The organism is Bradyrhizobium sp. Crot121, assembly GCF_059512385.1.
In genome coordinates this window covers 13,573-34,674 of sequence record NZ_JCAMOR010000047.1, presented here as the reverse complement: position 1 = coordinate 34,674, position 21,102 = coordinate 13,573, and the positions used below count along the sequence as shown (strand labels likewise).

Sequence of the window (21,102 nt, the reverse complement as noted above, 5' to 3'; positions counted from 1 at the left end):
CGCCTTTGCTTGTGCGGCGAAAGCAGAAGGTTATTCCGCCCGGCGGACGTCTCGATTGCGCCGCCCGGCACCCGTCCCGGACTTCCATCCCCGCCCAACCTTCTGCTAGGAACATCTTCTGCGAAGCGGCGTCGCAGCGGAATGAACGTCGCGCAACGGGAGGGACAGGTAGAATGTTCTCGCATGTGATGATCGGAACCAACGACCTCGACAAGTCCAAGGCGTTTTATGACGCGCTGCTCGGCACGCTCGGCGTGAGGCCGGGATTTGTCGACCGGCATCGGGTGTTCTGGCGCACGAAGACGGGGACGTTCTCGGTGTCGAAGCCGATCGACGGCAAGGCGGCGACCTTTGCCAATGGCGGGACGATCGGCTTCAATGCGGAGTCGCCCGCGGCGGTCGATGCATTCCATGCAGCGGGACTTGCCAATGGCGGCACGACCTGTGAGGACCCGCCCGGCATCCGCGAAGGCAACGGGATGAAGATGTATATCGCCTATCTGCGCGATCATGACGGCAACAAGCTGTGTGCCGTGCATCGGATGCCGTAAGGTTGATGGGTTTCGCTTCCGCTCTACCCATCCTACGCGCATGATAGCCGCAGCGTCATTGCGAGGAGCGTAAGCGACGAAGCAATCCATCTCTCCACTAGCGGTGAAATGGATTGCTTCGCGGAGCCTGTCATCGGGCGGCGCTATGCGCCGACCCGGTGGCCGCAATGACGGTGCGAGCGGATTGACCGCCCTCCCCAGCTACTCTGCCGCCTGCTGCACCGGCTCGTCCAAACCCGCGAGCACCTTCGGCGGGGACATCGGCAGGGCGTAAAAGCGCTTGCCCACCGCGCGGTAGATCGCATTCGCGACCGCCGCCATCACGGGCACCAGCGGCACTTCGCCGACGCCCTTGACGCCTTGCGGGTGTTTTGGGTTCGGGACTTCGACCAGGATGGTGTCGAGCATCGGCAGGTCGGAGCAGACCGGCATGCGGTAGTCGAGGAAGCCGGGGTTATCGACCTTGCCGTCGCTGCGGTAGATGTATTCCTCGTTCAGTGCCCAGCCGATGCCTTGCGCGACGCCGCCCTGGAGCTGGCCTTCGACATAGCCGGGATGGACGGCGCGGCCGACGTCCTGCACCGCCGTGTATCTGATGACACGGGCGATGCCGAGCTCGATGTCGACCTCGACGTCGCAGATATGGGTGCCGAAGCCGCCGTCGGCGCCTTGGGTGTTGAGTTGCACGCCGGCGCCGATCGGACCGCCCTGCTGAGGGGCTTTCTCGGCGAGCTGTTCGAGCGTGAGCGGCTCGAACTGGCCGGCGTTCGGGCTGGCAGGATGCGCGGCGCCGTTCTCCCATTTCACGGCTTCGGGATCGATCTCCCAGATCTTTGCGGCGCGCTCGCGCAGAGTGTTGATCACCTTCTCGGTCGCCTGCGTCACCACCATCGAGGAAGCAAACAACACGCGGCTGCCGCCGGTGAGATTGGAGAAGCCGACGGTCTGGGTGTCTCCGATGATGACGGAGACGCGGCGATAGTCGATGCCGAGCAGTTCGGCGCAGACATTGGCGATGCCGGCGCGCGAGCCGCCGATGTCAGGATGGCCGGTGGTGACGACGACGTTGCCGTCCTCGGTGATGTTCACCTGCGCGGAGGATTCACCGCCGGCGTTGAACCAGAAACCGGAGGCGACGCCCCTGCCCTGCAACTTGCCTGTTGGCGTGCTGTAATGCGGCGAGTTCTTGGCGGCTTCCAGCGTCTCGATATAGCCGATGCGGGGGAAGACCGGGCCGTGCGCGGCCTTGGTGCCCTCCTTCGCCGCGTTCTTCAGACGGAAGTCGAGCGGGTCCATGTTCAGGCTTTCGGCGACCTCATCGAGCACGCATTCCACCGCATAGGCGCCGATCGGCGCGCCCGGCGCGCGATAGGCCGCGACCTTGGAGCGGTTGGAGCAGACATCAAAGCCGACCGAGAGCACGTTCGCGATGTCGTAGGGCGCGAAGCTGCAGCCGGCGGCGCCGCGGATCGGCGAGCCCGGGAAGGCGCCGGCCTGCAGATAGAATGTGCCTTGCGCGGCGACGATGGTGCCGTCCTTCTTCGCGCCGATCTTCACTGTGCTCTTCGAGCCTGACGTTGGGCCGGTGGCGCGCATCACCTCCTCGCGCGTCATCACCATCTTGACCGGGCGGCCGGATTTTTTCGCCAAGAGCGTCGCCAGCGGCTCGAGATAGACGATGGTCTTGCCGCCGAAGCCGCCGCCGATCTCGGCGGGGATGGCGCGGATGTCGCTCTGCGGGATGCCAGATAGCATCGACGTCATCGCGCGGACCATGAACTGGCCCTGGCTCGAGCTCCAGATCGTGGTCTTGCCATCGGCGGCGACCGAGATCAGGCAGGCGTGCGGCTCGATATAGCCCTGGTGCACCGGGCGGGTGGTGAAGCTGCGCTCGATGATGATATCGGCCTGTTTGAAGCCCTCTTCGATGTCGCCCTTCTTGTGCTCGAGGGTGCCCACGATGTTCGACGGCTTGCCTTCGAACTTGTTGAACTCGTGCAGGATCGGGGCGTCAGGCTTGATCGCATCCTCGATCTCGATCGAGAACGGCAGCACCTCGTAATCGACCTCAATCAGTTCGCAGGCCTTGGCGGCGATCGCTTCCGTGGTGGCGGCCACCGCAGCGACGGGGTGGCCGGGGAACAGGGCCTTATCGCGGGCCATCACGTTGCGGCACATCCAGCGCATGTCCTGGATGCCGAGCATGACGGATTTATCCAGCGGGAAATCGACGACGTCGCGCGAGGTGACGACGGCTTTCACGCCGGGCAAGGCTTCCGCCTTGGAGGTGTCGATCGAGCGGATGCGCGCATGCGGGTGCGGGCTGCGCAGGACCTTGCCCCAGATCATGCCGGGCATGGTGGTGTCGGCGGCGAACGCGGCGCGTCCCGTGACCTTGTCGACGCCATCGGGACGGATGGTGCGCTGGCCGATCCACTTGTTGTTGACGACAATGTTCATTGCGCGGCCTCCCGGATTTCAGCGGCGGTCTCAAGCACCGCGCGAACAATCTTGTCGTAGCCGGTGCAGCGGCAGAGATTTCCGGCGAGCCAGAAGCGGACTTCCTCCTCGCTCGGGTCCGGGTTCTTGGCCAGCAGCGCCTCGGAGGCGACCAGCATGCCGGAGGTGCAGATGCCGCATTGCAGCGCGGCCTGCTCCAGGAATTTCTCCTGCAGCGGATGCAGGCGGCCGCCGCGCGCCATGCCCTCGATGGTCCTGATCTCGCGCCCCTCCGCTTCGGCGGCGAGCATCAGGCACGAACAGACCAATCGATCATCCAGCGTGATCGAGCAGGCGCCGCAATCGCCGGAGGCGCAGCCTTCCTTGGAGCCGGTGAGCGCGAGCTGGTTGCGCAGCGCGTCCAGCATGGTTTCAAAGGGCTCGCAGAGGAATTCCAAGGGCTCGCCGTTGACGGTGGTGGAGACGTGCAGCTTTGCCATTTGTCATTTCCCTTGCGCGCGTTCTGCGGCGATCTTCACGGTGCGCTTGAGCAATACGCCCGCGATTTGGGTGCGGTAGGCGATGGTGCCGCGCTTGTCGTCGATTGGACGGCAGGCGGCACGGCAGGCATTGGCGGCGGCGTTCAGCGCGGCGTCATCGAGGCGGGAGCCGATCAGCGCCTGCGCCGCCGGCGCGACCAGCAGCGCGGTCGGCGCCACGGCGCCTAAGCCGACGCGGGCGTGAGTGCAGACGCCGTCCTTCAGTGTCAGGCTGACGCCGCAACCGACGACTGCGATATCCATCTCGGTACGCGGGATCATGCGGAGGTAGGCGTCGCCGGAGCGAGGGGGGCGCGGCGGCAGCGTGAAGGAGACCAGGATCTCACCCGGCTTGAGACTGGTGCGGCCGGGGCCGGCGGGAACATCCTCCACCTTCAATTCGCGGCGGCCGCTTGGGCCCTGCACGGTGACGACGGCGCCGGCAGCGATCATCGCCGGGACGCTGTCGCCGGCCGGCGAGGCGTTGCAGAGATTGCCGCCGGCGGAGGCGCGGCCCTGCACCTGGGTGGAACCGATCAGGTTCACCGCCTCCAACACGCCGGGCCAAATCTTGCCAAAGCGCGGATGCTCGGCCAGCACGGCGCCCGGCACCGCAGCGCCGAAGCGGAAACCACCATCGGAAAGTTCTTCGATGGCAGTGAGTTCTTTGATTTTCTTGATGTCGACGATCAGACCCGGTTGCACCGCGCCCGAGCGCATCTGCACCAGGAGATCCGTGCCGCCGGCCAGGATGCGCGCGGCGCTGCCCGCCGCGGCATAAGCGCCGACCGCTTCATCAAGCGTCTGCGGCGCGACGTATCGGATATCGGTCATGCTCGTGTCCGATGCCTCCCTCGTTCTTCGTTGCCTGCCCTCTACGGGGCCTCGCGAGCAGACTACACGCCGGCTTGCCATCGGAACAGCCTCCGAGCCCGGACGAAGTGGCGGGCCCCCATGCGCAAAGAGAATTTGTATATGAGTAAGCCGCCGCCTTCACACAAAACGGTCACGATCCGCGCGGTCGCGAGCGCTCGCCGGCGGCGCGGATTGCGCCCATCGGTCGCGTGCGTGCCCATACTTGATGCAACCGCGGCTAACCGCTCATTAACCCTGTCAGCCGTAGGGTCGTGCCGCGCCGGAAGGCCGGTTGTCGGGTGGCGGTGATGTCGTTTGCACAAAAGAAACCTACGGTCTTCCCGGCACAGGAGGAACGGCGGCGCTTCCAGCGCGTCAAGGTGCACCTGCTCGGCCGCTACATGCTGCCTGACCGCCGCGAATTTCCTTGCCAGATTATTAACATGTCGCCCGGCGGGCTCGCGCTGCTGGCGCCCGGCATCGGCAATGTCGGCGACCGCGTGATCGCCTATCTCGACCATATCGGCCGCGTCGAAGGCAAGATCACCCGCATCATCGACAACGGCTTTGCGATGACCATCGTCTCGACGCCGCGCAAGCGCGACAAGCTCGCCGCGCAGCTCACCTGGCTCGCCAACCGCGACATCCTCAATCTGCCGGAAGACCGCCGCCACGACCGTATCGTGCCGCGCAATCCGATCGCGCTGCTCACGCTGGAGGACGGCAGCAAGATGACCTGCCGCATCATCGACCTCTCGCTGTCGGGTGCTGCGATCGCCGCCGAGAACCGGCCGCCGGTGAAATCGCTGGTGATGCTCGGCCGCGTGCAGTCGCGCGTGGTGCGAAACCTCGACGACGGCTTCGCGCTGGAGTTCGTCCACGAGCAGGCCGCCGAGACGCTCGAAGACGCAGTTACCGCGCGGTAAAGCGCGCGAGGCTCAAATCCCCTGATTTTCAGCTCGAACGAGGCGGCATCCGCGATGGCGGACGCCGCCTTTGCCTCGTCTGGCGCCCACTGCACGCGGTTAACGCGGGCGGATTTGGAGACGCAAAAGACCTTCTGGCATAGCGTCAGGATGTTAATGCGTAAAATTTGAATCAATTGCAGTTGTCTCGAATTTTAGTCGAGTTTGCTTCAAGTATAGATCGAATTCGCTGCTAGCTTTACTTGCATTCACGTCAAATCACCTTTGCTGACTTAGCCGCACCGCAAAACCTTTGTGCGAAACGTGGTCCCAACGAGAAAAACGGGGGCCACAATGGTTTTCAGGGGACAGGGGAAAGGATGGGCGGTTGCCGCCATCCTGTTCGGACTAAGCGTCACTACCAGCGTCGCGGCGAAAGCGGGCGACGTGGTCTATGCCAGCCTCGGCGACACCACGCGTTCGCCGATCGGCTGGGTCGAATTCTGCGCCGACAATCCGGTCGATTGCCGCGGCGGCGCGACACAACCGCGCGACATCGTGCTGTCGCAGACGGCGTGGCGCGATCTGCTCCGGGTCAACAAATGGGTCAACGAGACCATCAAGCCGATGACCGACATGGATCATTGGGGCGTGATCGAGAAATGGTCGTTGCCGACTGACGGCTACGGCGATTGCGAGGACTACGTGCTCCTGAAGCGCAAGATGCTGATCGATGCCGGCTGGCCGCGCGAGGCGCTGTTGATCACTGTCGTGCGCGACAAGAAAGGCGAAGGCCACGCTGTGCTGACCGTGAAGACCGACAAGGGCGAGTTCATCCTCGACAACCAGAACGAGGACGTCGTCGCCTGGACTGCAACCGGCTACCGCTTCGTCAAGCGGCAGTCGCAGAGCGACCCTAACGTCTGGGTCTCGCTCGGCGACAACCGTCCGGCGGTCGCCACCGCCAGCTCGCGGCAATAAGGGACCATCGAACACGCGACCCGGTCACATCCCCACCCCTCCCCGTCCCAGACCGGTTCGCGCGCGGCCAGGCTTCCCCCAAAGCCTGGCCGCACCTTTTTGGCCCGCACGTGTGTAACGATCACGAAACAATCGGTACGGGTGACGAAACCGTTTTCCGGTTGATCGAAATTCTGCGGAAACGGGCGCGGACTATGTTGGTGTTGGGTGCTGGAGAACGACGATCAGAAGGTATTGCGGGGACTGCTTTTTGAGGTGCGCTATGCGTGAAGAATTTGCCTCTTACAGCTTTCTCGCCGTCACCATTGCGGGGATCGTCCTGTTGTGCTCCGGCCTTGTTGCGCTTGCGCTGACATGATTGGCGCTGGCCGCCTTGGCTCGGGGGTCGATGGCGCCAGCTAGATGCGTCTGCCCCGCCGTGCCAACCATCGCCGTGCGAACCCGTGCTTTGATGCTGCCGGACTCAACCAGGCGGCTTGGCGGGCTTGCGCACGATAGCGCCTAGCTGAGGCGCCATTGATTGCAGGAAATGACCGCTTGTCCCGCGAAGGCTGGCGGTCGCAATCCCTGATACTGCCAGCCCAATAAAAGCAACCTTCGGGGTGGCAATATTTATTACCTCTTTCTTTTCATTAAACAATTAAATGCCATTTTTATAATAATAAACGCCAACCGATGGAACTTTGGTTTCACGGCAATATATCTGGCGGCGCACCTTTCCGTTGGAATTCCAAGGCTCAGTCAGCGGCCTGAAGCCGCCAAGCCGGCGTCCGGACGCACAGCTCAGCAGCCCGCGCCGAGATCTGCGTGATTTAATTTGACTTTAAATTATATTTAAATGATGTTTTTCTCCTTGCGACATTAGGGGTGCCGCGACCGCTCGAATTGCTGCGGCGACAGTCCGATTGCACGTGGTCTGATTGAATACGAAGACATGCGAAGGCGTCATACATGCGCCGGCCAATTGATACTGCACCAAGGGACGGACAGGATATCTGGGTCGAGAGTGCGACCGGGGCCTTTGATGTCGCTCATTGGTCACGTGAAGCGAGCGAATGGGTTTGGAAAAATGGGCATCCCATCAGAATCGCGCCAGCGCATTGGTACCCGATAACCGAGGATGTGTTTCAAGACGATCGATCGAGCGGTCGGCTCCAGATCGGTCGTGCGAGCCAATGGTTAGCGGGTTCTTTGATCGCCGCAATCCTCGTTGCTGCTGCGCTGATCGGTGTGTTCGACCAATTCAGCGGAACCGAAATTTCGAAGACGGTCGAAGCCGGGCGCGCCGTCGGGCTGAAGCCTGAGGTCGCCGGGTGGCAAACGCTCGTTCAGCGCGGAACGACGGCAGTCCTCATGCAGGAGACCGATCTTTCACGACAGGAGTCGTTGGCGGGCACAGTGCAGCGTCGCCAAGCACTCGACGATGAGACTTCGTACAGGGACGCACCGGCGGGCGGGCCTGCGGCGGCCACGTCCGCGGAATTGCAGCGGTCGCTTGACCAAGAACGCGACAGATCCGCCGCACTGACAGTCGAACTCACAAAAGTCCGCGGCGACTTGGAGACGATGCTGGCGCTGTCGAGCAAGTTTCAGCACGATGCGATACAGCGCTGGGAGGCTGCGGAAATTGCAGCAGAGGAGCTGCGCCAGTCGCTTCAACAGGAACAGGCCCACGCCGCGGCGCTTGCGAACGAACTTGCCGGAACGCACCGCGAGACCGAGACCCGGGACATACAGTCGCCCAACCCTGACGATGCGACCGCGCAACAGACACAGACGACGGAGCGCGAGATCGCGGAACTGCGACAGTCGCTGCAGCAGGAGCAGGAAAAGACCGCCGCCCTCACCCAGGAGGTCGGCGCGGCGCGGCAGGCGATGACGGCGAGCGCCGAGCAGCAACGCCGCGCGCTCGACGAGGCGCAGATGCGTGCCGCGGCACTCGCGAGTGAGCTTGCCGGAACGAGCAGCGAGATCGAGACCAAGGCCACGCAGTCGCAGAAGGCAGTTGATGAAGCCGTCCAGCAGAAGCAGACGGCGGAGGCCACCATCGCGGAACTGCGGCAATCGCTGCAGCAGGAGCGGGAAAAGACGGCCAGTATCGTGGAGGAGGCCAAGACCGCGCACGCGGCAACGGCAAGCGCCGAGCAACAACGTCGCGCGCTCGAAGAGGCGCAGGCCCGCGCCGCGGCGCTCACAAACGAACTTACCGGAACGCGCCGCGAGATCGAGGCTAGGGACGTACAGTCGCGCAAGGCGAACGATGCAGCCGCGCAGCAGAGACAGGCAGCGGAGCGAGAGATTGCGGAACTGCGGCAGTCTCTGCAGCAGGAGCGGAGCAGAACCGAAGCCATGGCACGGGATCTTGCATCGGCGCGGCGCCCCGTCGATGAGAGCGTGACCGTCGGCCGCGCAATTGAAGGCCCGATAGTGCCGGTGACACAAACCGTGGCAGCCGCCGTATCGGAGCCCCCAACAGCCGCAGACCAGGACAAGACGGAGGCGGCCCGATTGATCGCGCGCGCCAGTGCGTTGCTCGGCCAGGGCAATATCGGCGCAGCAAGGATAGTGCTCGAGCGTGCCGCCGAGAACGACAATGCGCGGGCAAGTTTTATGCTCGCGGAGACATATGATCCCGCGGTTTTATCCGCCTGGGGCACCTATGGAACACGCGGCGAAGCGGCCAAGGCGCGAGAGTTCTACGCGAAGGCACACAGCGGCGGTATTCGCGAAGCCAAGGACCGGCTCGACGCGTTGCCCCGGTGAGCGGATGAGATTGTTGCGTTCCACATGATGACGCTGGCTGCTGCAGTTGGTGATCAAGAGGGGGACTGACATGAACACACTGTCAACGCCACGCTCGTTGCTCCTGCTCGCCGCGCTGGTGCTGGCCGCCATGATGCTTCAACCGGCTGACTTGGACGCACAGACCGCGCAACCCTCGAAGGGCAATGCACAAGTGGTTCGACGGTCCTTGCCGCCGGGGACCGAAAAAGACCGCATGAACGCTTGGACCGTCGGGCTCGCTGGCGGCTTGCTGGAGGGAGCACCAATTCGCCTGGCTGCGGAAATGGCCCGCGTCGTCGATGACGGAGCAAACATGCATCTGCTACCGATCGTCACCCGGGGCGCCACCGAGAATCTGAACTCGCTGCTCTATCTGCGCGGCGTCGATACCGCGATCATCAACTCCGACGCGCTCGAAGAGTACAAGATTCAAGTGCCGCAGATCCGAAAGCGCATCACTTACCTGCTCAATCTCTTCCCGTCGGAGCTGCATATTTTCGTCCGACCGGAAATCACAGGCCTGCAAGATCTCGCCGGCAGGAAAGTGAACTTCAACACCAAGGGCACCGCAGCCGCCTATTCGGGACCACTGATCTTCAGCCGTCTCGGCATCGAGGTCGAGAAGACGTTCATTCCCCATCAGCTCGCCCTGGAACAGATGCGCAAAGGTGAGATGGCGGCGGTGGTGTTCATCACGTCGAAACCGGTCGACGCCTTCGTGCGCGGCCGCTGGGACGCGGGATTCAAGTTTCTCCCGGTCCAATACGACAGCAAGTTCGAGGACTATTACCTGCCCGCGACACTGGAGACAAATGAGTATCCCAATCTGATCAAGCAGGGCGAGCGGGTGTCGACGATCGCGGTGCCGACCGCGCTTGTCGCGTTCAATTGGCCGCCGCGGTCGAACCATTATCAACGCGTCGCGCGCTTCGTCGACTACCTGTTCTCGCGAATAGACCGCCTGCAGGCGCCAGGCTTTGACCCGAAATGGCAGTCGATCAATCTCGCAGCGACCGTCCCCGGACTAACCCGCTTCCCGGCCGCGCAGGAATGGCTGAATCACAAGGCGCGCAGCGCACAGGCGCCTCCATGAAGGCCGCTGCTTTTCCCCTCGCCGTCACGTTCAAAATGGCTTGCAAAATGGCTTGCGGCATCGCCTACGCTCAAAGCACGAACGATCCGATGATAAATCTTCGGGCGTGCTCGGTGATGGAGGGGCCGGCCCGGCTACAATGTCTGGACGATCTATCACGTAAGATAGCGCCGCCTGGTCGCCCGGCGCCGTACGACAACTGGCTGCTCAGCGAGACCACATCGCCGGTGGACTATTCGCCAATCGTCACCGCCACCACATCCGCTCGCGGTGAGTCGGATAGCACCGCGATGCAACTCGCGATCCACTGCCGCAAAGGCCGCACCGAGCTCGTGCTCGCTGGACCGGCGGTATCAGGCCGTGCCGAGGAATACACCATCTCCTACCGCGTCAATGCGAATCCGCCGGTGCAGCTTGCGGCCGCCTCGCCATCATTCGGGCCCGGTGCCGCTTTCCGGGGTGACGTCGTGCACCTGCTGCAATCGTTGCCCGAAGAGGGCGACATCGCCGTCCGTCTTTCCACCCGCACCGGCGCGGCTCAGGAGGCGCATTTCCTGCTCGGCGGATTGAAGACTGTGCGCGAAAAACTCGCGGCGGCGTGCAGATGGCCACATGCCGTCGCCAGACCAGGCGACTGATGGTCATGGGACAGGGAGAAGCAAGATGATCAGAATTGGAAATCTGGCGGTAGCAGCCATTGCCAGCTTGGCGATGTCGCTCCTGATCGCGCCGACCACGCAAGCGCAGCCAGACGATCACGTGAGGCCGCAAGCAAGTAAGCAGTACCGGCTGAGCACGCAGAAGCAGGCGAGCAAGCAGAAACTGGTGCTGATGACAAAACCCACCGAGATCCCCAAGAAGCCGCATCAGCTCCTGCTGCAGGTCAATTCTAACGACCCTGCGATGATGAATCTCGCACTGAACAATGCGACCAACGTCGCGCAATACTACCGCAATCTCGGTGAAGACGTGTCGATTGAGGTTGTCACGTTTGGCCCTGGCCTTCACATGCTGCGCGATGACACCTCTCCGGTGAAGGCGCGCATCGAGGGGCTCGCAATGAGCAACCCGGAAATCTCCTTTAAAGCCTGCGGCAATACCCGGGAAAACATGCGTAAGGCGGAGAACAAGGATATCAATCTCGTTCCACAGGCGACGATTGTGAAATCCGGCGTCGTCCGCGTCCTGGAGCTGCAGGAACAAGGCTGGAGCTACGTCAAACTGTGAGACACCGTCTTGCGTTGACGTGATCGCCGCCCCGGGGCCACCGCTCACACACTCCATGGTCATGCCCCGCGAAGGCGGGGCATCCAGTATCCGGCGGCCTCTCGGCTCAAGCTCAGTCGCGTCTGGCGTTAGCGGACGATGATCCACCTCGCGCGCTTGTTAGGTCCCTCGCGTGCCGCCAGTAGTGGCGGGCAGCACTTGCGGATGCTTGCTCGGGACTCTTTCCTTTTTAGGTGGCGCGGCAATGAGCCCCTCGCGAATGGCCTGTTTCCGAGCAAGCTTGCGGGCACGACGCACGGCGTCAGATTTCTCCCTGGCCTTCTTTTCCGAGGGCTTTTCGTAAGAACGACGACGTTTCATTTCCCTGAACACGCCCTCGCGCTGCATCTTCCTCTTCAGAACTCGAAGCGCCTGGTCGACGTTGTTGTCGCGAACGATTACTTGCACGGTTATTGCTCCATCAGAGTTGCTGCGCCAAGTTGGCCGAAGTCGCGGCAGCCGAAGCGTTACGACGACTCCGTCGAGGTAAATCCCGACCATCTAGCACGCGCAAAAGCCCGCTCAATCCCGAGATCGAGCGGGCTGCACAGTCATCCCAGTACGTCCGTGGAATGACGAAAGCTACTTACGCCAGCGAGAGATTCTCGGCGCTGACCTTGCCACGCTTCGGGTCGGTCTTGACTTCGTAGTTCACTCGCTGCCCCTCAGCGAGTCCAGAAAGCCCGGCCCGCTCGACCGCACTGATGTGAACGAACACATCGTTTCCGCCGTCATTGGGCTGAATAAATCCAAAACCCTTTTGCCCGTTGAACCACTTCACCGTACCTGTAGCCATAACATTTCTCCAAAGCGCAAACGCGCGTCTCGCGTGCATTCGCACGAATCCCGAATTCAATCCGACGATGTCTCTGGAAAAGGGCCGCCTGGACCATTCAACAAGGCACAACGGCTAATCGAACAACAACAACGTATACAGTTTCTCCGAGAACACAAGGGTCCCTTCAAGGGTTCCTTTTCGACTGCGCGAGGTTGTACGGTTGATGCCATGCATCGCGGCGAGCCCATGCGCTCGCCACGCCGGGCAACGTGCGAAGCGCACGCCAAGGCGGATGTCCGCCGTCACTCAGCGTTTATGGATTCAAGCCCTACGTCAACCGCTGCAGCAGCTCATCCGCCTGTCGCAGATCGGCCGATGTCTCGGCAGACGGGAACTTTGCTCGCGCTGATGAAAGCACCCCGCGTGCCTCGGCCAGGCTGCGCCGCCTGTCTTTTCGGTCCATCAGGAGGCGCGCAAGGTCAATTGCGGTCCGCAATTCCCAGCCGACGGCTTCGAGCTTCTTCGCATAGGCGAGCGAGCGCCTGAACAGGCGGAGGGCGGCAGCGTCGTCGCGATGTGGTTCGGCGTGCAGCAGCGAACCGTGGATCCGGTAGATCTCCGGGGCGAGCCAGCGTTCGCCGGTCTGCTTGATCAGGGACTCGGCCGAAGTCACCAATGCAAGCGCCCTGTCCTTCTGCCCGATCCGGCCGAACTCGGTGGCGAGCAGAGCTTTATAGAGCGGCATCTGAATACATCGATTCTCCGCCGGCAGTCTGCCGATCAGGCCGGAGAGCTTCTCGAGCACGACCGGCGCAGGGCCGCGCGCCGCCAGCGCCGAGGTCGCCCATAGCGGACCGATGACCTGGTACATCGGATAGCCGTAGTCGGCGGCGACCTTCATCCCGTGCTCGACGCAGGCCAGATTGGCGGCGAGGTCTCCGTCATACCAGTGATCGCCGACGCCAAGGATGTGGGCGAGCGCGATCATGAAGGGATGACCGATCTCGTTCGCCAGCCGCCTTGCCGATTCACAGCACTCCCTGGCCCGGTTGGGCCGGCCGAGCAGCCATTCGATATGTCCGGAATAGACGAGCGCAACGACCAGAGGATCGTGCTGATAAGTTTGAACCAGCTTGCCGTGCTCACGCGGATTGTAGCGCGCTTCAATCGCGACAGCCAATTCGTGTGCTTCCTTCAAACGGCCGGTGAAGAAATTGACGATCAGCGCCGCGGTGGACGCCATGAGGATGGCCTCACTGTCCCGCCACTCCTCGGCTCGCCGGAGGAAGTCCTGCGAATGCTCGAGCACTTTGGTGAGTTCGCAATTGACCAGCTCGGCCACCGCGACACCCCAGAGGACAGCGGTCTTCTCGCGGATCGTGCCATGGCTGCCGGAGAGCTTCAGCGCCCGATGATAGGGCTCGTAGACGTTCGGATCGGACCAGCCCGCAATCGCGGTGTAGGCCATCGCAAGGTTGGATTGCAGCGCGATCTCGGCCTCGTAGCGGCGCGACGAAGCTGATAGCTTCGACAGCAAAGAGAGGCCCTCGCGCAGATGCGCCACCGCCTCCTTGGTGGCCGATCGGCTCAGCGCAGACTTGCCCGCCTGCAGCCAGGCGTCGATGGCTTCCGGAATGTTTTCTGCCTGCGCGTAGTGATAGCCCAACACGGCGGGATCGCTGCTCTCCCCGATGTCGGCCTGCTGACGCAGCCAGGACGCTGCGCGCGCGTGCAGCTTGCGCCGATCCTCCTTCAGCAGCGAGGAATACGCCGCTTCCTGAATCATCGCGTGCCTGAAAGCGTATAGCGTGCCTTCGTCTTCGTTGATGCGGTACACGATCCCGGCCCGCTCCAGAGCCTCAAGCGCTGATATCAGCGACTCGTCCTGATCCGGAAGCAGGCTGAAAATGCCGCGATAATCGAACTGCCGCCCGAATACGGAGGCGATCTGGGCCACGCGCTTGGCGGTACCCAGCCGGTCAAGACGCTCCATCAGGGAATCGTGGACGCTCGCCGGCACCAGCGGCCCTGGCAATTTGCCATGGTCGGTGGCGCTCTCGATCGCCCCGGAATCCACCACCGCCCGCGTGAACTCCTCGATGAAGAGAGGTACGCCGTCGGTCCTCTCGACGATCTGGCTCGTGATCCGGGGAAGAAACGCGACGCCGGCAACGGCGGCAACCATCCGCTCGCATTCGTCTGCTGCAAGTTTTTGCAGAGCGATGCGCTTGATGGATGGACCCGACAGCCAGCCAGCCTCGTAGTCGTCGCGATGCGTGACCAGGTACAGCACTCGCTCGCGCGCGCAGCGAGCGATCACCCGCGAGAGAAGGTCGACGCTCGTCGGATCAATCCACTGGACATCCTCGACGATGAACAGGACGGGCTTCCTTCGTGACGCCGCAACGAGAACTTCTGTTATCACCTGGAAGGCACGCGCACGCTCGGAAGGAGAACGGAGATCGGCAGGCTCGTATCCTTCGCACGCCGGGATCGACAGCAGTGACCCGTAATAGGGAAGCGCCTGCCCGACATCGAAACCGGCTCTTCCCAGCAGGTGACGCAATTTCGCCAGCGACAGCCGCGGGTCGTCGGTTTCGTGGATGCCCGTTGCGCGCTTCAACCGCTCGATTTCCGGCGCAAGCGGCGTATTGACGTGGAACGGCGAACACTGAACGGAGAGAACATCAACCGCAGACCGGTCGAGCGAGCTTCTGAACTCGCGGATCAGGCGCGACTTGCCGATGCCGGGCTCGCCGGAGATGACGCCGACGCGTCCTGCTCCGCCGAGGCTCTGCTCCCACAGCTCGGCCAGCAGCGCGCGTTCATCGTATCGGTTGATCATCGGCGGCAGCGGCAAGGTTCGCGCGCGGTCGAACCTGCTTTCGCCCGGCGAAACGCCGTTCACGCGCCAAGCCTCGGCCGGCTCCTCGACGCCCTTCAGCCGGCGCTTGCCCAGCGGCTCGCAATCGAACATGCCGCGGATCAACTCATGGGTGCCTGAACCGATGACCACCGCGTTCTCGCCGGCAAGACCTTGAAGCCGGGCCGCGACGTGCACCGAGCTGCCGAACACTTCCCGCCGCTCGGAGGGCTCGCCCGGCACGCTGCCGACGACCACCGGCCCGGTGTTGACCCCGATCCTCACCCGTAGCCGGAGGAAGCTGCCATCCGACATCTGGAATTCCCGCTCCTTGATGGCGGCGGTGATGGCGAGCGAAGCGCGCACGGCGCGCTCGGGATCGTTTTCGTGCGCCTGGGGGACGCCGAAATAGGCGAGCAACCCGTCGCCGATCATTCTGGCAATGTGACCGCCATAGCGGCAAATCTGCTCGTTGCAGAGATCGCGATAGGTTCGGATGACCGCGAAGAACTCCTCGGGATCGATCCGCTCGCTCAGCGGCGTCGAGCCGATGAGATCGACAAACACGACGGTAAGCTGTCGGCGCTCAGCGTGGAGCCCTGCCATTTCGTTGTTTGGCAGCGCCGCAACCAGCCGAGGTCCATCAAATTGGTCCGGTTTCGCCTGCCCGCTCAAGGTCCAACCATGTTGAGCTTCCGCCGTACCTGCAGGGACGCAAGGTACACGGCAAGCCGCATCCGGTTGATGCTACCGAGAGGTCGGTGCTGCTGCAAGCAGTTCCACGGGCTGAACATCATGCGTTCGCCATCGAAAACCCGATCCGGCGTTAGGAAATTCTGCCTTGGAATCCTGATCTCTCCGATCGACACGGTCCGATCCTGGGGACGGGTCCACTGCAGGAGAGCGTTCTCGACCTCTTCCGGTTTGGCCGAATGGCGCACGTGCACCGAGAAATCGAACACGATATCATCTCCAGGTGGCGTCGGACTGAGATCGCGAAGCATCGCCTCCTGGAGAAACTTCTCCGATAGCGATCCGAAAAGGAGACGCCACCACGACGGGACGTCATCCTGACGCTGCACCGGACCGACGACATAGCGCACGACATGCTGCTCACCTAACAAATAAGGTGACATGCTGTGATAGGTCGCAGTCAGCGGATTGCCGATCCTGACGAGAGCGGTGCGAATAAACGTGGCGAACTGGCGACGATTGCGAATGGCAAACGCAATCCATTTGAGGAGCCGCTTAAACTTTTCGCGCGAGGTCCCGCTCGGCGCCGCAACGGCTTCCATCAACTCGGAATAATCGACCACATTCTTGCAGAAGAACACCGGGAAGCTGCTCAGCAAGAAATCGTGCTCGCCGGCCCGCGTTCTGCCGGGCTCGAGACCGCGCAGAATGGACTCGCCCGCGACATCGAAGAGTTTGATGGACATGCCGCGACCGTCAGGCTTGCGGTCGCTCTGTGGCTGGCCCTGTCCGTTGGAGAACCGGACAATCGTCGGGTACCGGGCGCCCGGTCGAAACAGCGGTGTCGAGAACTCTGCCGGAAGATCGTCGCGGACGATAAACTCCGCATCGACGCAACCATGGGCCTTTGCATGCTGGTCGCGCATCGCACAGGCGGAAGCGTCCGATGCCTTCATCTCACAGTAGTTCTTGATGACAAGGTTTGCGGCAATACGCGCCATGTTGGCGATCAGGGTTGCCTCGCCCGGCACGGCGCGCTCGAATTTCGTGAGCGGCATCGGTCGATCCTGCAGCTCCAGCGCGTTCGCGAGCTCTTCATATCTTGTCGGCGTCGCCTCCGAGCTCCGCGCCGGCGCCGGAGCGGATTGCGCTGATCCGCGGAGCATTTGCCAGAATCGCTGGAAATCGCGCACCACCCGGAACGACTGAACAATCGGATCTTCGCGCGGCGCTTGCGCGAAAAAAACCTCACCGTCTCGGCGGCGGCCGCGCAGCCAGTGTTGGATCGTGTCCCGGTTCATGCGACGACTCGGCCAGACGCCAATAGGCCGAGCGCGGCCAGACTCGGAACGAAGAAATAGTCGCCGCCCTTGGTCGTGACGAAGCGCGGGATGTCAAAGCAGATGAAGGGGCGTCGTCCCGTGGCTTCGTCGCCCGGGATCATCATTTGCGCGCTTTGACGACCGCCGACGGTTGGACGGTTGCCGGCGATCGGGTCGGTATCGTTGCCCTGCTCGAAATCGTCGCCAAAATTCATCCATTTCTGCTGCACGAACTCGAACTGGTCGAATCCGGAATTGAGCGCAATGAAAATGATGCCGCGCTTTTCCTGGCTCTGCGGACTCTGCTCCTCGCCCGTTGGCAGGAATTTGCCATAGGCGATTCCGCGCCGGATCAAGCGGTGTCGGCTCATCGTCTTGCCGCCGAAGCCAAACGCATCGCGCGGGTTGGCACGCCGCACATGTGCACCAAGCGGACAGCGTGCGCCTGCGGGATCTCCAGCGTAGCCGAATGCATTGCGCCTGTCCTCGCGAGGGGCGTCGGGGTGTTCGATCAACGAAGAGCCATCCTGCCATCGCCCCATCATCTTGGCGGCAAGAAACTTCTGCGGGCTGACGCCATCCGGCAGAGGACCGGGAATGGTTCGGGCAAATGCGTCCGCCTGATCATCAAGGTAGCGACGGAAACGAACGACGTCCTGCTCCAGCTTGCGGTACACGAGATAGGTGCCATCGTGCGCGAGAAGGTGCGGCAGCGGCATGGGAGCCATCTCGCCGCCCTCACCCGGGTGGCCGAGAAGAAACTCCCCAAGCGGGATCTTGCGAAATCGCCCCTTCTCATCCGGATTGCCAACGTCCTGACGGTCCCTGCCACCGTCGTCAGGCACTCCCTCGATCGCGGGGTTGCTCAAACCGTCGAGAAAACCGAAGTGCTCCTTTCGAGTCTGTTCGCCGTTGATGTGCAGCAGCCCCGCCGGCTGACTCTCCTTCAATTCCTGCACGCCGTTCGGCAGCGAATCCCTGAGCTGTTGACAGTGCGCCGCGAGCGCCGGCTCTGTCCGGCCGTAGATCGAGATCAGCATATGAACGCGATGCGTCTTCCAAGGATCGTCCCAGTGCTCCGGTGAACTTTCGTCGATGTCACCGAGTTCGTTCGCACGAGGTTTCATGCCCTCCTGAAACTCGCAAGGAAACGTCGCGAGACTTTCCGTAGGCAGGCCAAGGGCGCGGAGGCCTTCAAAGGTGAAGGCGATGTTGAGGGTGGCGTCCGGCTTTGCGCGCCACAGTGCCGGCGTGACGGCGTTGGTCTCGAGCAGCCGCTGGATGAACGCCCTGGCATCATCAGCGTTTTGGATCTCGAAGAACAAGAACTGCGCGTGCGGAAACGAGGCGTAACCGCGAAGAATGTTGCCTTGAATATTGGTAAGGTTGAGCATCGCCAGACCCCTGCTCTGATCGTTGCGTACTCACAAATCTCCCGGGGACGGCCTCTCGTTTTGGAGACCCTCCCACATTTGCCTGAACTCTCGTTGGAGCACTTCGGGAGGCCGTGGATTGGTTTGAACAAGCCTGACGAACTCGCCGAGGCGACGTCGGCACAGCAGCGCCATGAGAATCTCGCTTACGCTCGCCTCAGGCTGGTCCGCCAGAAACAGAGTGGTCTTGAGCTGGCACCGCTCGAAATATCCGGAGAGCAGATCGCGCCGATCGATACCCGGGAAACCAAGGCAGCGCCCCCAAATGGTCGCGACTTCGTTCGGGATATTGCCGGCCAGGGCCTGGACCAAAGGATCGACGCTCTCGCCATCGAATTCGCACATGAACACCAGATAGTCCGACTTGAGCGCATCGAACTTCGCCGGCGTGCCTTGATAGGCGAGACGGTCGACAATGAACATTCGCGCCATGTGGATGATCGGCACATGGCTCAAAGGCGAGCCGCGCGGATAGGCTCGCGGGTCATCCAGCGTGCGCAGAAACGCTCTCAGATCGTCCGATTGATTGGTTGCAATCGGAAACAGGCCTGTGAAGCCGTACTTCTCACCGTTTTGATTAGCCACGTCGCGAACTCCGTTCGACCGGCCTGCTACACTGGTCCAAATGTACCGAGCTTGTTCTGCACGCTGATCAGCAAGCGATCGAACTCGACCGCAAACCGTTCGGGAGACAGTCCGCTCGAATTTTGAAAAAGCTTCTCGACTTCGTTGCGCAGTTCGAGTGCTGCGCGCACATCGCGCACGGATGCGCCCGGATAGGCGCTATAGGAATGATCCGACTCGATCTGATTGCGCTGGATATAGGCCTTGAGCGGCCCGACCGGACGGGCGAACGGATATCCGACGCCCCAGAACCAGACCAGGTCGAGCGGTTTGTAGAGCACGTCGGCGAAGGCTTCGATGTAAGGTCCCCAGGGACCGTTGAAGGTGCTCAGAAAGAACAAATAATCGTAGTGCAAATCTTCCGCCGGCTGGCTGTCGCTCACCCGCGGAAAGCTGTCGCGCTTGACGACAACCCAGTGAACAAAGGGCAGAAACGCCAGCTCCTTGGCCGTGACTTGGGTCGATTTGAAGCGATCGAAGATCGACAGCAACACTCCGACGACAAGGGTGCCGAAGCGCGTCATCGGCGTTATCACGTTGAAAGTTACGGCTTTGCCCAATCCATACTGATTACGTGCGCGATCAGCCATGCAACGTCTCGCCATGAATCATTGTGGACTTGGCGAGACACGACGCCCGGGTCCACCTGTATAACAATACCTTAGGGAATAGTACAACGTCAGGTAATAACGTTATTACTATTATCGAAAGTCACTGCTCCGTCCAGTGCAATGAATGGTGTCGTGCACAACTGACTCTCGCACATTCGTCATGGCTTGCTAATGCCGGCAAGCATCAAAGGTCTGTCATACAGCGTGACCATCCATGTGATCGCGCAGTTCATCCAGAGCGTACCGACAGCTTCGATTACGTGAGCAATCCCGTCTGCGACTGCGCGATGCCGCTCCGGTGAGCAACCTTTCCGGCGCTGGCGTGACCAACCATAGACGTGGTCGGCGCAATCAGCACGAAACAAGCCGTGGCAACCAATGAAATCGACGCCATTCGCGCGCTGCTTTCGTCAAAACCGCGGCCGGTCGGATGGACCGAGCGGCGCGAACGTCTCGATGAGGTCGGTTCGGTCTGGCCGGTGGCCGATGACGTGAAGCTTGAAACAGTCGATTGCGACGGCGTGGCAAGCGAATGGTCGCTGACGCCAGGCAGCGAGCCATCGCGCGTGCTGCTCTATTTCCATGGCGGCGGCTACTGCTCCGGATCGATCCTGAGCCACCGCAGATTGGTCAGCGAAGCCGGGCGCGCCGCGCGCGTTCGAACGCTCGCCATCGATTATCGCCGCGCGCCCGAGCACCCCTATCCCGCCGCGCATGAGGATGCGATGAAGGCCTGGCACTTCCTGCGCAGGCAGGGCATTCCGGCGCACCGCATCGCCGTCGGGGGCGACAGTGCCGGCGGCAATCTTACGCTCGGACTGATCGGCCACTTGCTGAGAGACCGCGAGGACTTGCCCGGCTGCGCCTGGCTGCTCTCGCCATGGACCGATCTCACGATGTCCGGCGCAACCCTTGGCACCAAGGACGCTGTCGATCCGCTCATCCACAAGACCTATCTGGAAGAGCTTGCGGACGCCTGTGTGCCTGCCGCCATCCATCGCAGTTCACCGCTGATCTCGCCCTTGTTTGGCGATTTCACCGGCTATCCCCCGATGCTGATCCAGGTCGGATCGGCGGAGACGTTGCTGGCGGATGCCACGCGGCTCGCTGAGGCGGCCGGCGCTGCCGAGGTCGAGGTGACGCTGGAGATCTGGCCCCACATGATCCACGCGTGGCCGCTATGGAATGCGAAGCTTAGCTCCGGCCGCCACGCCCTTTCCAGGGCGGGGCAATTCATCCGTGCCCGTTTGGCATAGCGCGTCTGGTGGTCGCTTGAGCCAAAAAAACCTCGATTTCGCAGGTTTTTAGCGCCAATGCGTACCAATACGGGACAAATCACGGGGTTTTAGGCGCGCTGAGGTTGTG

General features: G+C 62.2%; 18 protein-coding genes. 8 read left to right on the top strand and 10 right to left on the bottom strand.

Going from position 1 to position 21,102, the window contains the following annotated elements; all coding sequences use genetic code 11:
• Window positions 1-173 precede the first annotated feature (173 nt).
• A complete protein-coding gene (locus tag AC5ZGW_RS30770; protein ID WP_130230162.1) occupies window positions 174-551 on the top strand; it encodes a VOC family protein in 378 nt (125 codons plus the stop codon).
• Between the two features lie 201 nt (window positions 552-752).
• Here the strand turns inward: AC5ZGW_RS30770 and AC5ZGW_RS30765 are convergent, their stop codons facing one another.
• The 3 genes from AC5ZGW_RS30765 to AC5ZGW_RS30755 are packed head-to-tail and all read right to left on the bottom strand — an operon-like array spanning window position 753 to window position 4,354.
• Entirely contained in the window at window positions 753-3,011 is a 2,259-nt protein-coding gene (locus AC5ZGW_RS30765; protein ID WP_130230164.1) for a xanthine dehydrogenase family protein molybdopterin-binding subunit, read from the bottom strand.
• On the bottom strand, window positions 3,008-3,490 hold the full coding sequence (locus AC5ZGW_RS30760) for a (2Fe-2S)-binding protein (protein ID WP_130230166.1): 483 nt from the start codon (window positions 3,488-3,490) through the stop codon (window positions 3,008-3,010). The genes AC5ZGW_RS30765 and AC5ZGW_RS30760 overlap by 4 nt, the downstream gene beginning before the upstream one ends.
• Window positions 3,491-3,493: 3 nt before the next feature.
• Window positions 3,494-4,354: an FAD binding domain-containing protein gene (locus AC5ZGW_RS30755; protein WP_463327948.1), complete on the bottom strand. Its 861-nt coding sequence runs from the start codon at window positions 4,352-4,354 to the stop codon at window positions 3,494-3,496.
• 338 nt (window positions 4,355-4,692) lie between these two features.
• Here AC5ZGW_RS30755 and AC5ZGW_RS30750 point away from each other — a divergent pair, with 338 nt between their 5' ends.
• The 6 genes from AC5ZGW_RS30750 to AC5ZGW_RS30725 all read left to right on the top strand — a co-directional run bounded on the left by AC5ZGW_RS30750 (window position 4,693) and on the right by AC5ZGW_RS30725 (window position 11,374).
• Entirely contained in the window at window positions 4,693-5,310 is a 618-nt protein-coding gene (locus AC5ZGW_RS30750; RefSeq protein ID WP_130229021.1) for a PilZ domain-containing protein, read from the top strand.
• A gap of 333 nt (window positions 5,311-5,643) precedes the next feature.
• Window positions 5,644-6,270: a transglutaminase-like cysteine peptidase gene (locus AC5ZGW_RS30745; protein WP_130229022.1), complete on the top strand. Its 627-nt coding sequence runs from the start codon at window positions 5,644-5,646 to the stop codon at window positions 6,268-6,270.
• 951 nt (window positions 6,271-7,221) lie between these two features.
• Entirely contained in the window at window positions 7,222-9,033 is a 1,812-nt protein-coding gene (locus AC5ZGW_RS30740; protein WP_130229023.1) for a coiled-coil domain-containing protein, read from the top strand.
• 70 nt (window positions 9,034-9,103) lie between these two features.
• Window positions 9,104-10,147 (top strand): TAXI family TRAP transporter solute-binding subunit, encoded by a 1,044-nt coding sequence (locus AC5ZGW_RS30735; protein ID WP_130229024.1) that lies wholly within the window; start codon window positions 9,104-9,106, stop codon window positions 10,145-10,147.
• Complete coding sequence (locus tag AC5ZGW_RS30730; RefSeq protein WP_130229025.1) at window positions 10,144-10,785, top strand: hypothetical protein; 642 nt, start codon at window positions 10,144-10,146, stop codon at window positions 10,783-10,785. Before AC5ZGW_RS30735 ends, AC5ZGW_RS30730 begins: the two co-directional genes overlap by 4 nt.
• The gene (locus tag AC5ZGW_RS30725) at window positions 10,760-11,374 is read left to right on the top strand and encodes a DsrE family protein (protein WP_245287251.1); all 615 of its coding nucleotides are present in this window, start codon (window positions 10,760-10,762) and stop codon (window positions 11,372-11,374) included. Before AC5ZGW_RS30730 ends, AC5ZGW_RS30725 begins: the two co-directional genes overlap by 26 nt.
• Window positions 11,375-11,533: 159 nt before the next feature.
• Here AC5ZGW_RS30725 and rpsU read toward each other — a convergent pair whose 3' ends face one another.
• From rpsU to AC5ZGW_RS30690, 7 genes are all read right to left on the bottom strand, one after another.
• Window positions 11,534-11,821: a 30S ribosomal protein S21 gene (rpsU, locus tag AC5ZGW_RS30720; protein ID WP_130229026.1), complete on the bottom strand. Its 288-nt coding sequence runs from the start codon at window positions 11,819-11,821 to the stop codon at window positions 11,534-11,536.
• Between the two features lie 178 nt (window positions 11,822-11,999).
• The gene (locus AC5ZGW_RS30715; protein ID WP_028163216.1) at window positions 12,000-12,209 is read right to left on the bottom strand and encodes a cold-shock protein; all 210 of its coding nucleotides are present in this window, start codon (window positions 12,207-12,209) and stop codon (window positions 12,000-12,002) included.
• Between the two features lie 310 nt (window positions 12,210-12,519).
• Entirely contained in the window at window positions 12,520-15,660 is a 3,141-nt protein-coding gene (locus AC5ZGW_RS30710) for an AAA family ATPase (RefSeq protein ID WP_130229027.1), read from the bottom strand.
• 65 nt (window positions 15,661-15,725) lie between these two features.
• Complete coding sequence (locus AC5ZGW_RS30705) at window positions 15,726-16,805, bottom strand: catalase (protein ID WP_165435486.1); 1,080 nt, start codon at window positions 16,803-16,805, stop codon at window positions 15,726-15,728.
• 239 nt (window positions 16,806-17,044) lie between these two features.
• Window positions 17,045-18,463 carry a Dyp-type peroxidase gene (locus AC5ZGW_RS30700; RefSeq protein ID WP_130229029.1) on the bottom strand — a complete coding sequence of 473 codons (1,419 nt, stop codon included), beginning with the start codon at window positions 18,461-18,463 and terminating at the stop codon, window positions 17,045-17,047.
• 30 nt (window positions 18,464-18,493) lie between these two features.
• On the bottom strand, window positions 18,494-19,087 hold the full coding sequence (locus tag AC5ZGW_RS30695) for a hypothetical protein (RefSeq protein WP_130229030.1): 594 nt from the start codon (window positions 19,085-19,087) through the stop codon (window positions 18,494-18,496).
• 26 nt (window positions 19,088-19,113) lie between these two features.
• Entirely contained in the window at window positions 19,114-19,716 is a 603-nt protein-coding gene (locus AC5ZGW_RS30690) for a hypothetical protein (protein WP_130229031.1), read from the bottom strand.
• Window positions 19,717-20,105: 389 nt separating this feature from the next.
• Here AC5ZGW_RS30690 and AC5ZGW_RS30685 point away from each other — a divergent pair, with 389 nt between their 5' ends.
• On the top strand, window positions 20,106-20,993 hold the full coding sequence (locus tag AC5ZGW_RS30685) for an alpha/beta hydrolase (RefSeq protein WP_130229032.1): 888 nt from the start codon (window positions 20,106-20,108) through the stop codon (window positions 20,991-20,993).
• Window positions 20,994-21,102: the final 109 nt, after the last annotated feature.

Coding starts and splice junctions, on each gene's coding strand:
- AC5ZGW_RS30705 (WP_165435486.1), bottom strand. CDS start 16,805: ATGCCGCTCACGAAATTCGAGCGCGCCGTGCCGGGCGAGGCAACCCTG.
- AC5ZGW_RS30690 (WP_130229031.1), bottom strand. CDS start 19,716: ATGGCTGATCGCGCACGTAATCAGTATGGATTGGGCAAAGCCGTAACT.
- AC5ZGW_RS30730 (WP_130229025.1), top strand. CDS start 10,144: ATGAAGGCCGCTGCTTTTCCCCTCGCCGTCACGTTCAAAATGGCTTGC.
- AC5ZGW_RS30700 (WP_130229029.1), bottom strand. CDS start 18,463: ATGCTCAACCTTACCAATATTCAAGGCAACATTCTTCGCGGTTACGCC.
- AC5ZGW_RS30735 (WP_130229024.1), top strand. CDS start 9,104: ATGAACACACTGTCAACGCCACGCTCGTTGCTCCTGCTCGCCGCGCTG.
- AC5ZGW_RS30715 (WP_028163216.1), bottom strand. CDS start 12,209: ATGGCTACAGGTACGGTGAAGTGGTTCAACGGGCAAAAGGGTTTTGGA.
- AC5ZGW_RS30765 (WP_130230164.1), bottom strand. CDS start 3,011: ATGAACATTGTCGTCAACAACAAGTGGATCGGCCAGCGCACCATCCGT.
- AC5ZGW_RS30750 (WP_130229021.1), top strand. CDS start 4,693: ATGTCGTTTGCACAAAAGAAACCTACGGTCTTCCCGGCACAGGAGGAA.
- AC5ZGW_RS30740 (WP_130229023.1), top strand. CDS start 7,222: ATGCGCCGGCCAATTGATACTGCACCAAGGGACGGACAGGATATCTGG.
- AC5ZGW_RS30770 (WP_130230162.1), top strand. CDS start 174: ATGTTCTCGCATGTGATGATCGGAACCAACGACCTCGACAAGTCCAAG.
- AC5ZGW_RS30745 (WP_130229022.1), top strand. CDS start 5,644: ATGGTTTTCAGGGGACAGGGGAAAGGATGGGCGGTTGCCGCCATCCTG.
- AC5ZGW_RS30710 (WP_130229027.1), bottom strand. CDS start 15,660: ATGGCAGGGCTCCACGCTGAGCGCCGACAGCTTACCGTCGTGTTTGTC.
- AC5ZGW_RS30760 (WP_130230166.1), bottom strand. CDS start 3,490: ATGGCAAAGCTGCACGTCTCCACCACCGTCAACGGCGAGCCCTTGGAA.
- AC5ZGW_RS30725 (WP_245287251.1), top strand. CDS start 10,760: ATGCCGTCGCCAGACCAGGCGACTGATGGTCATGGGACAGGGAGAAGC.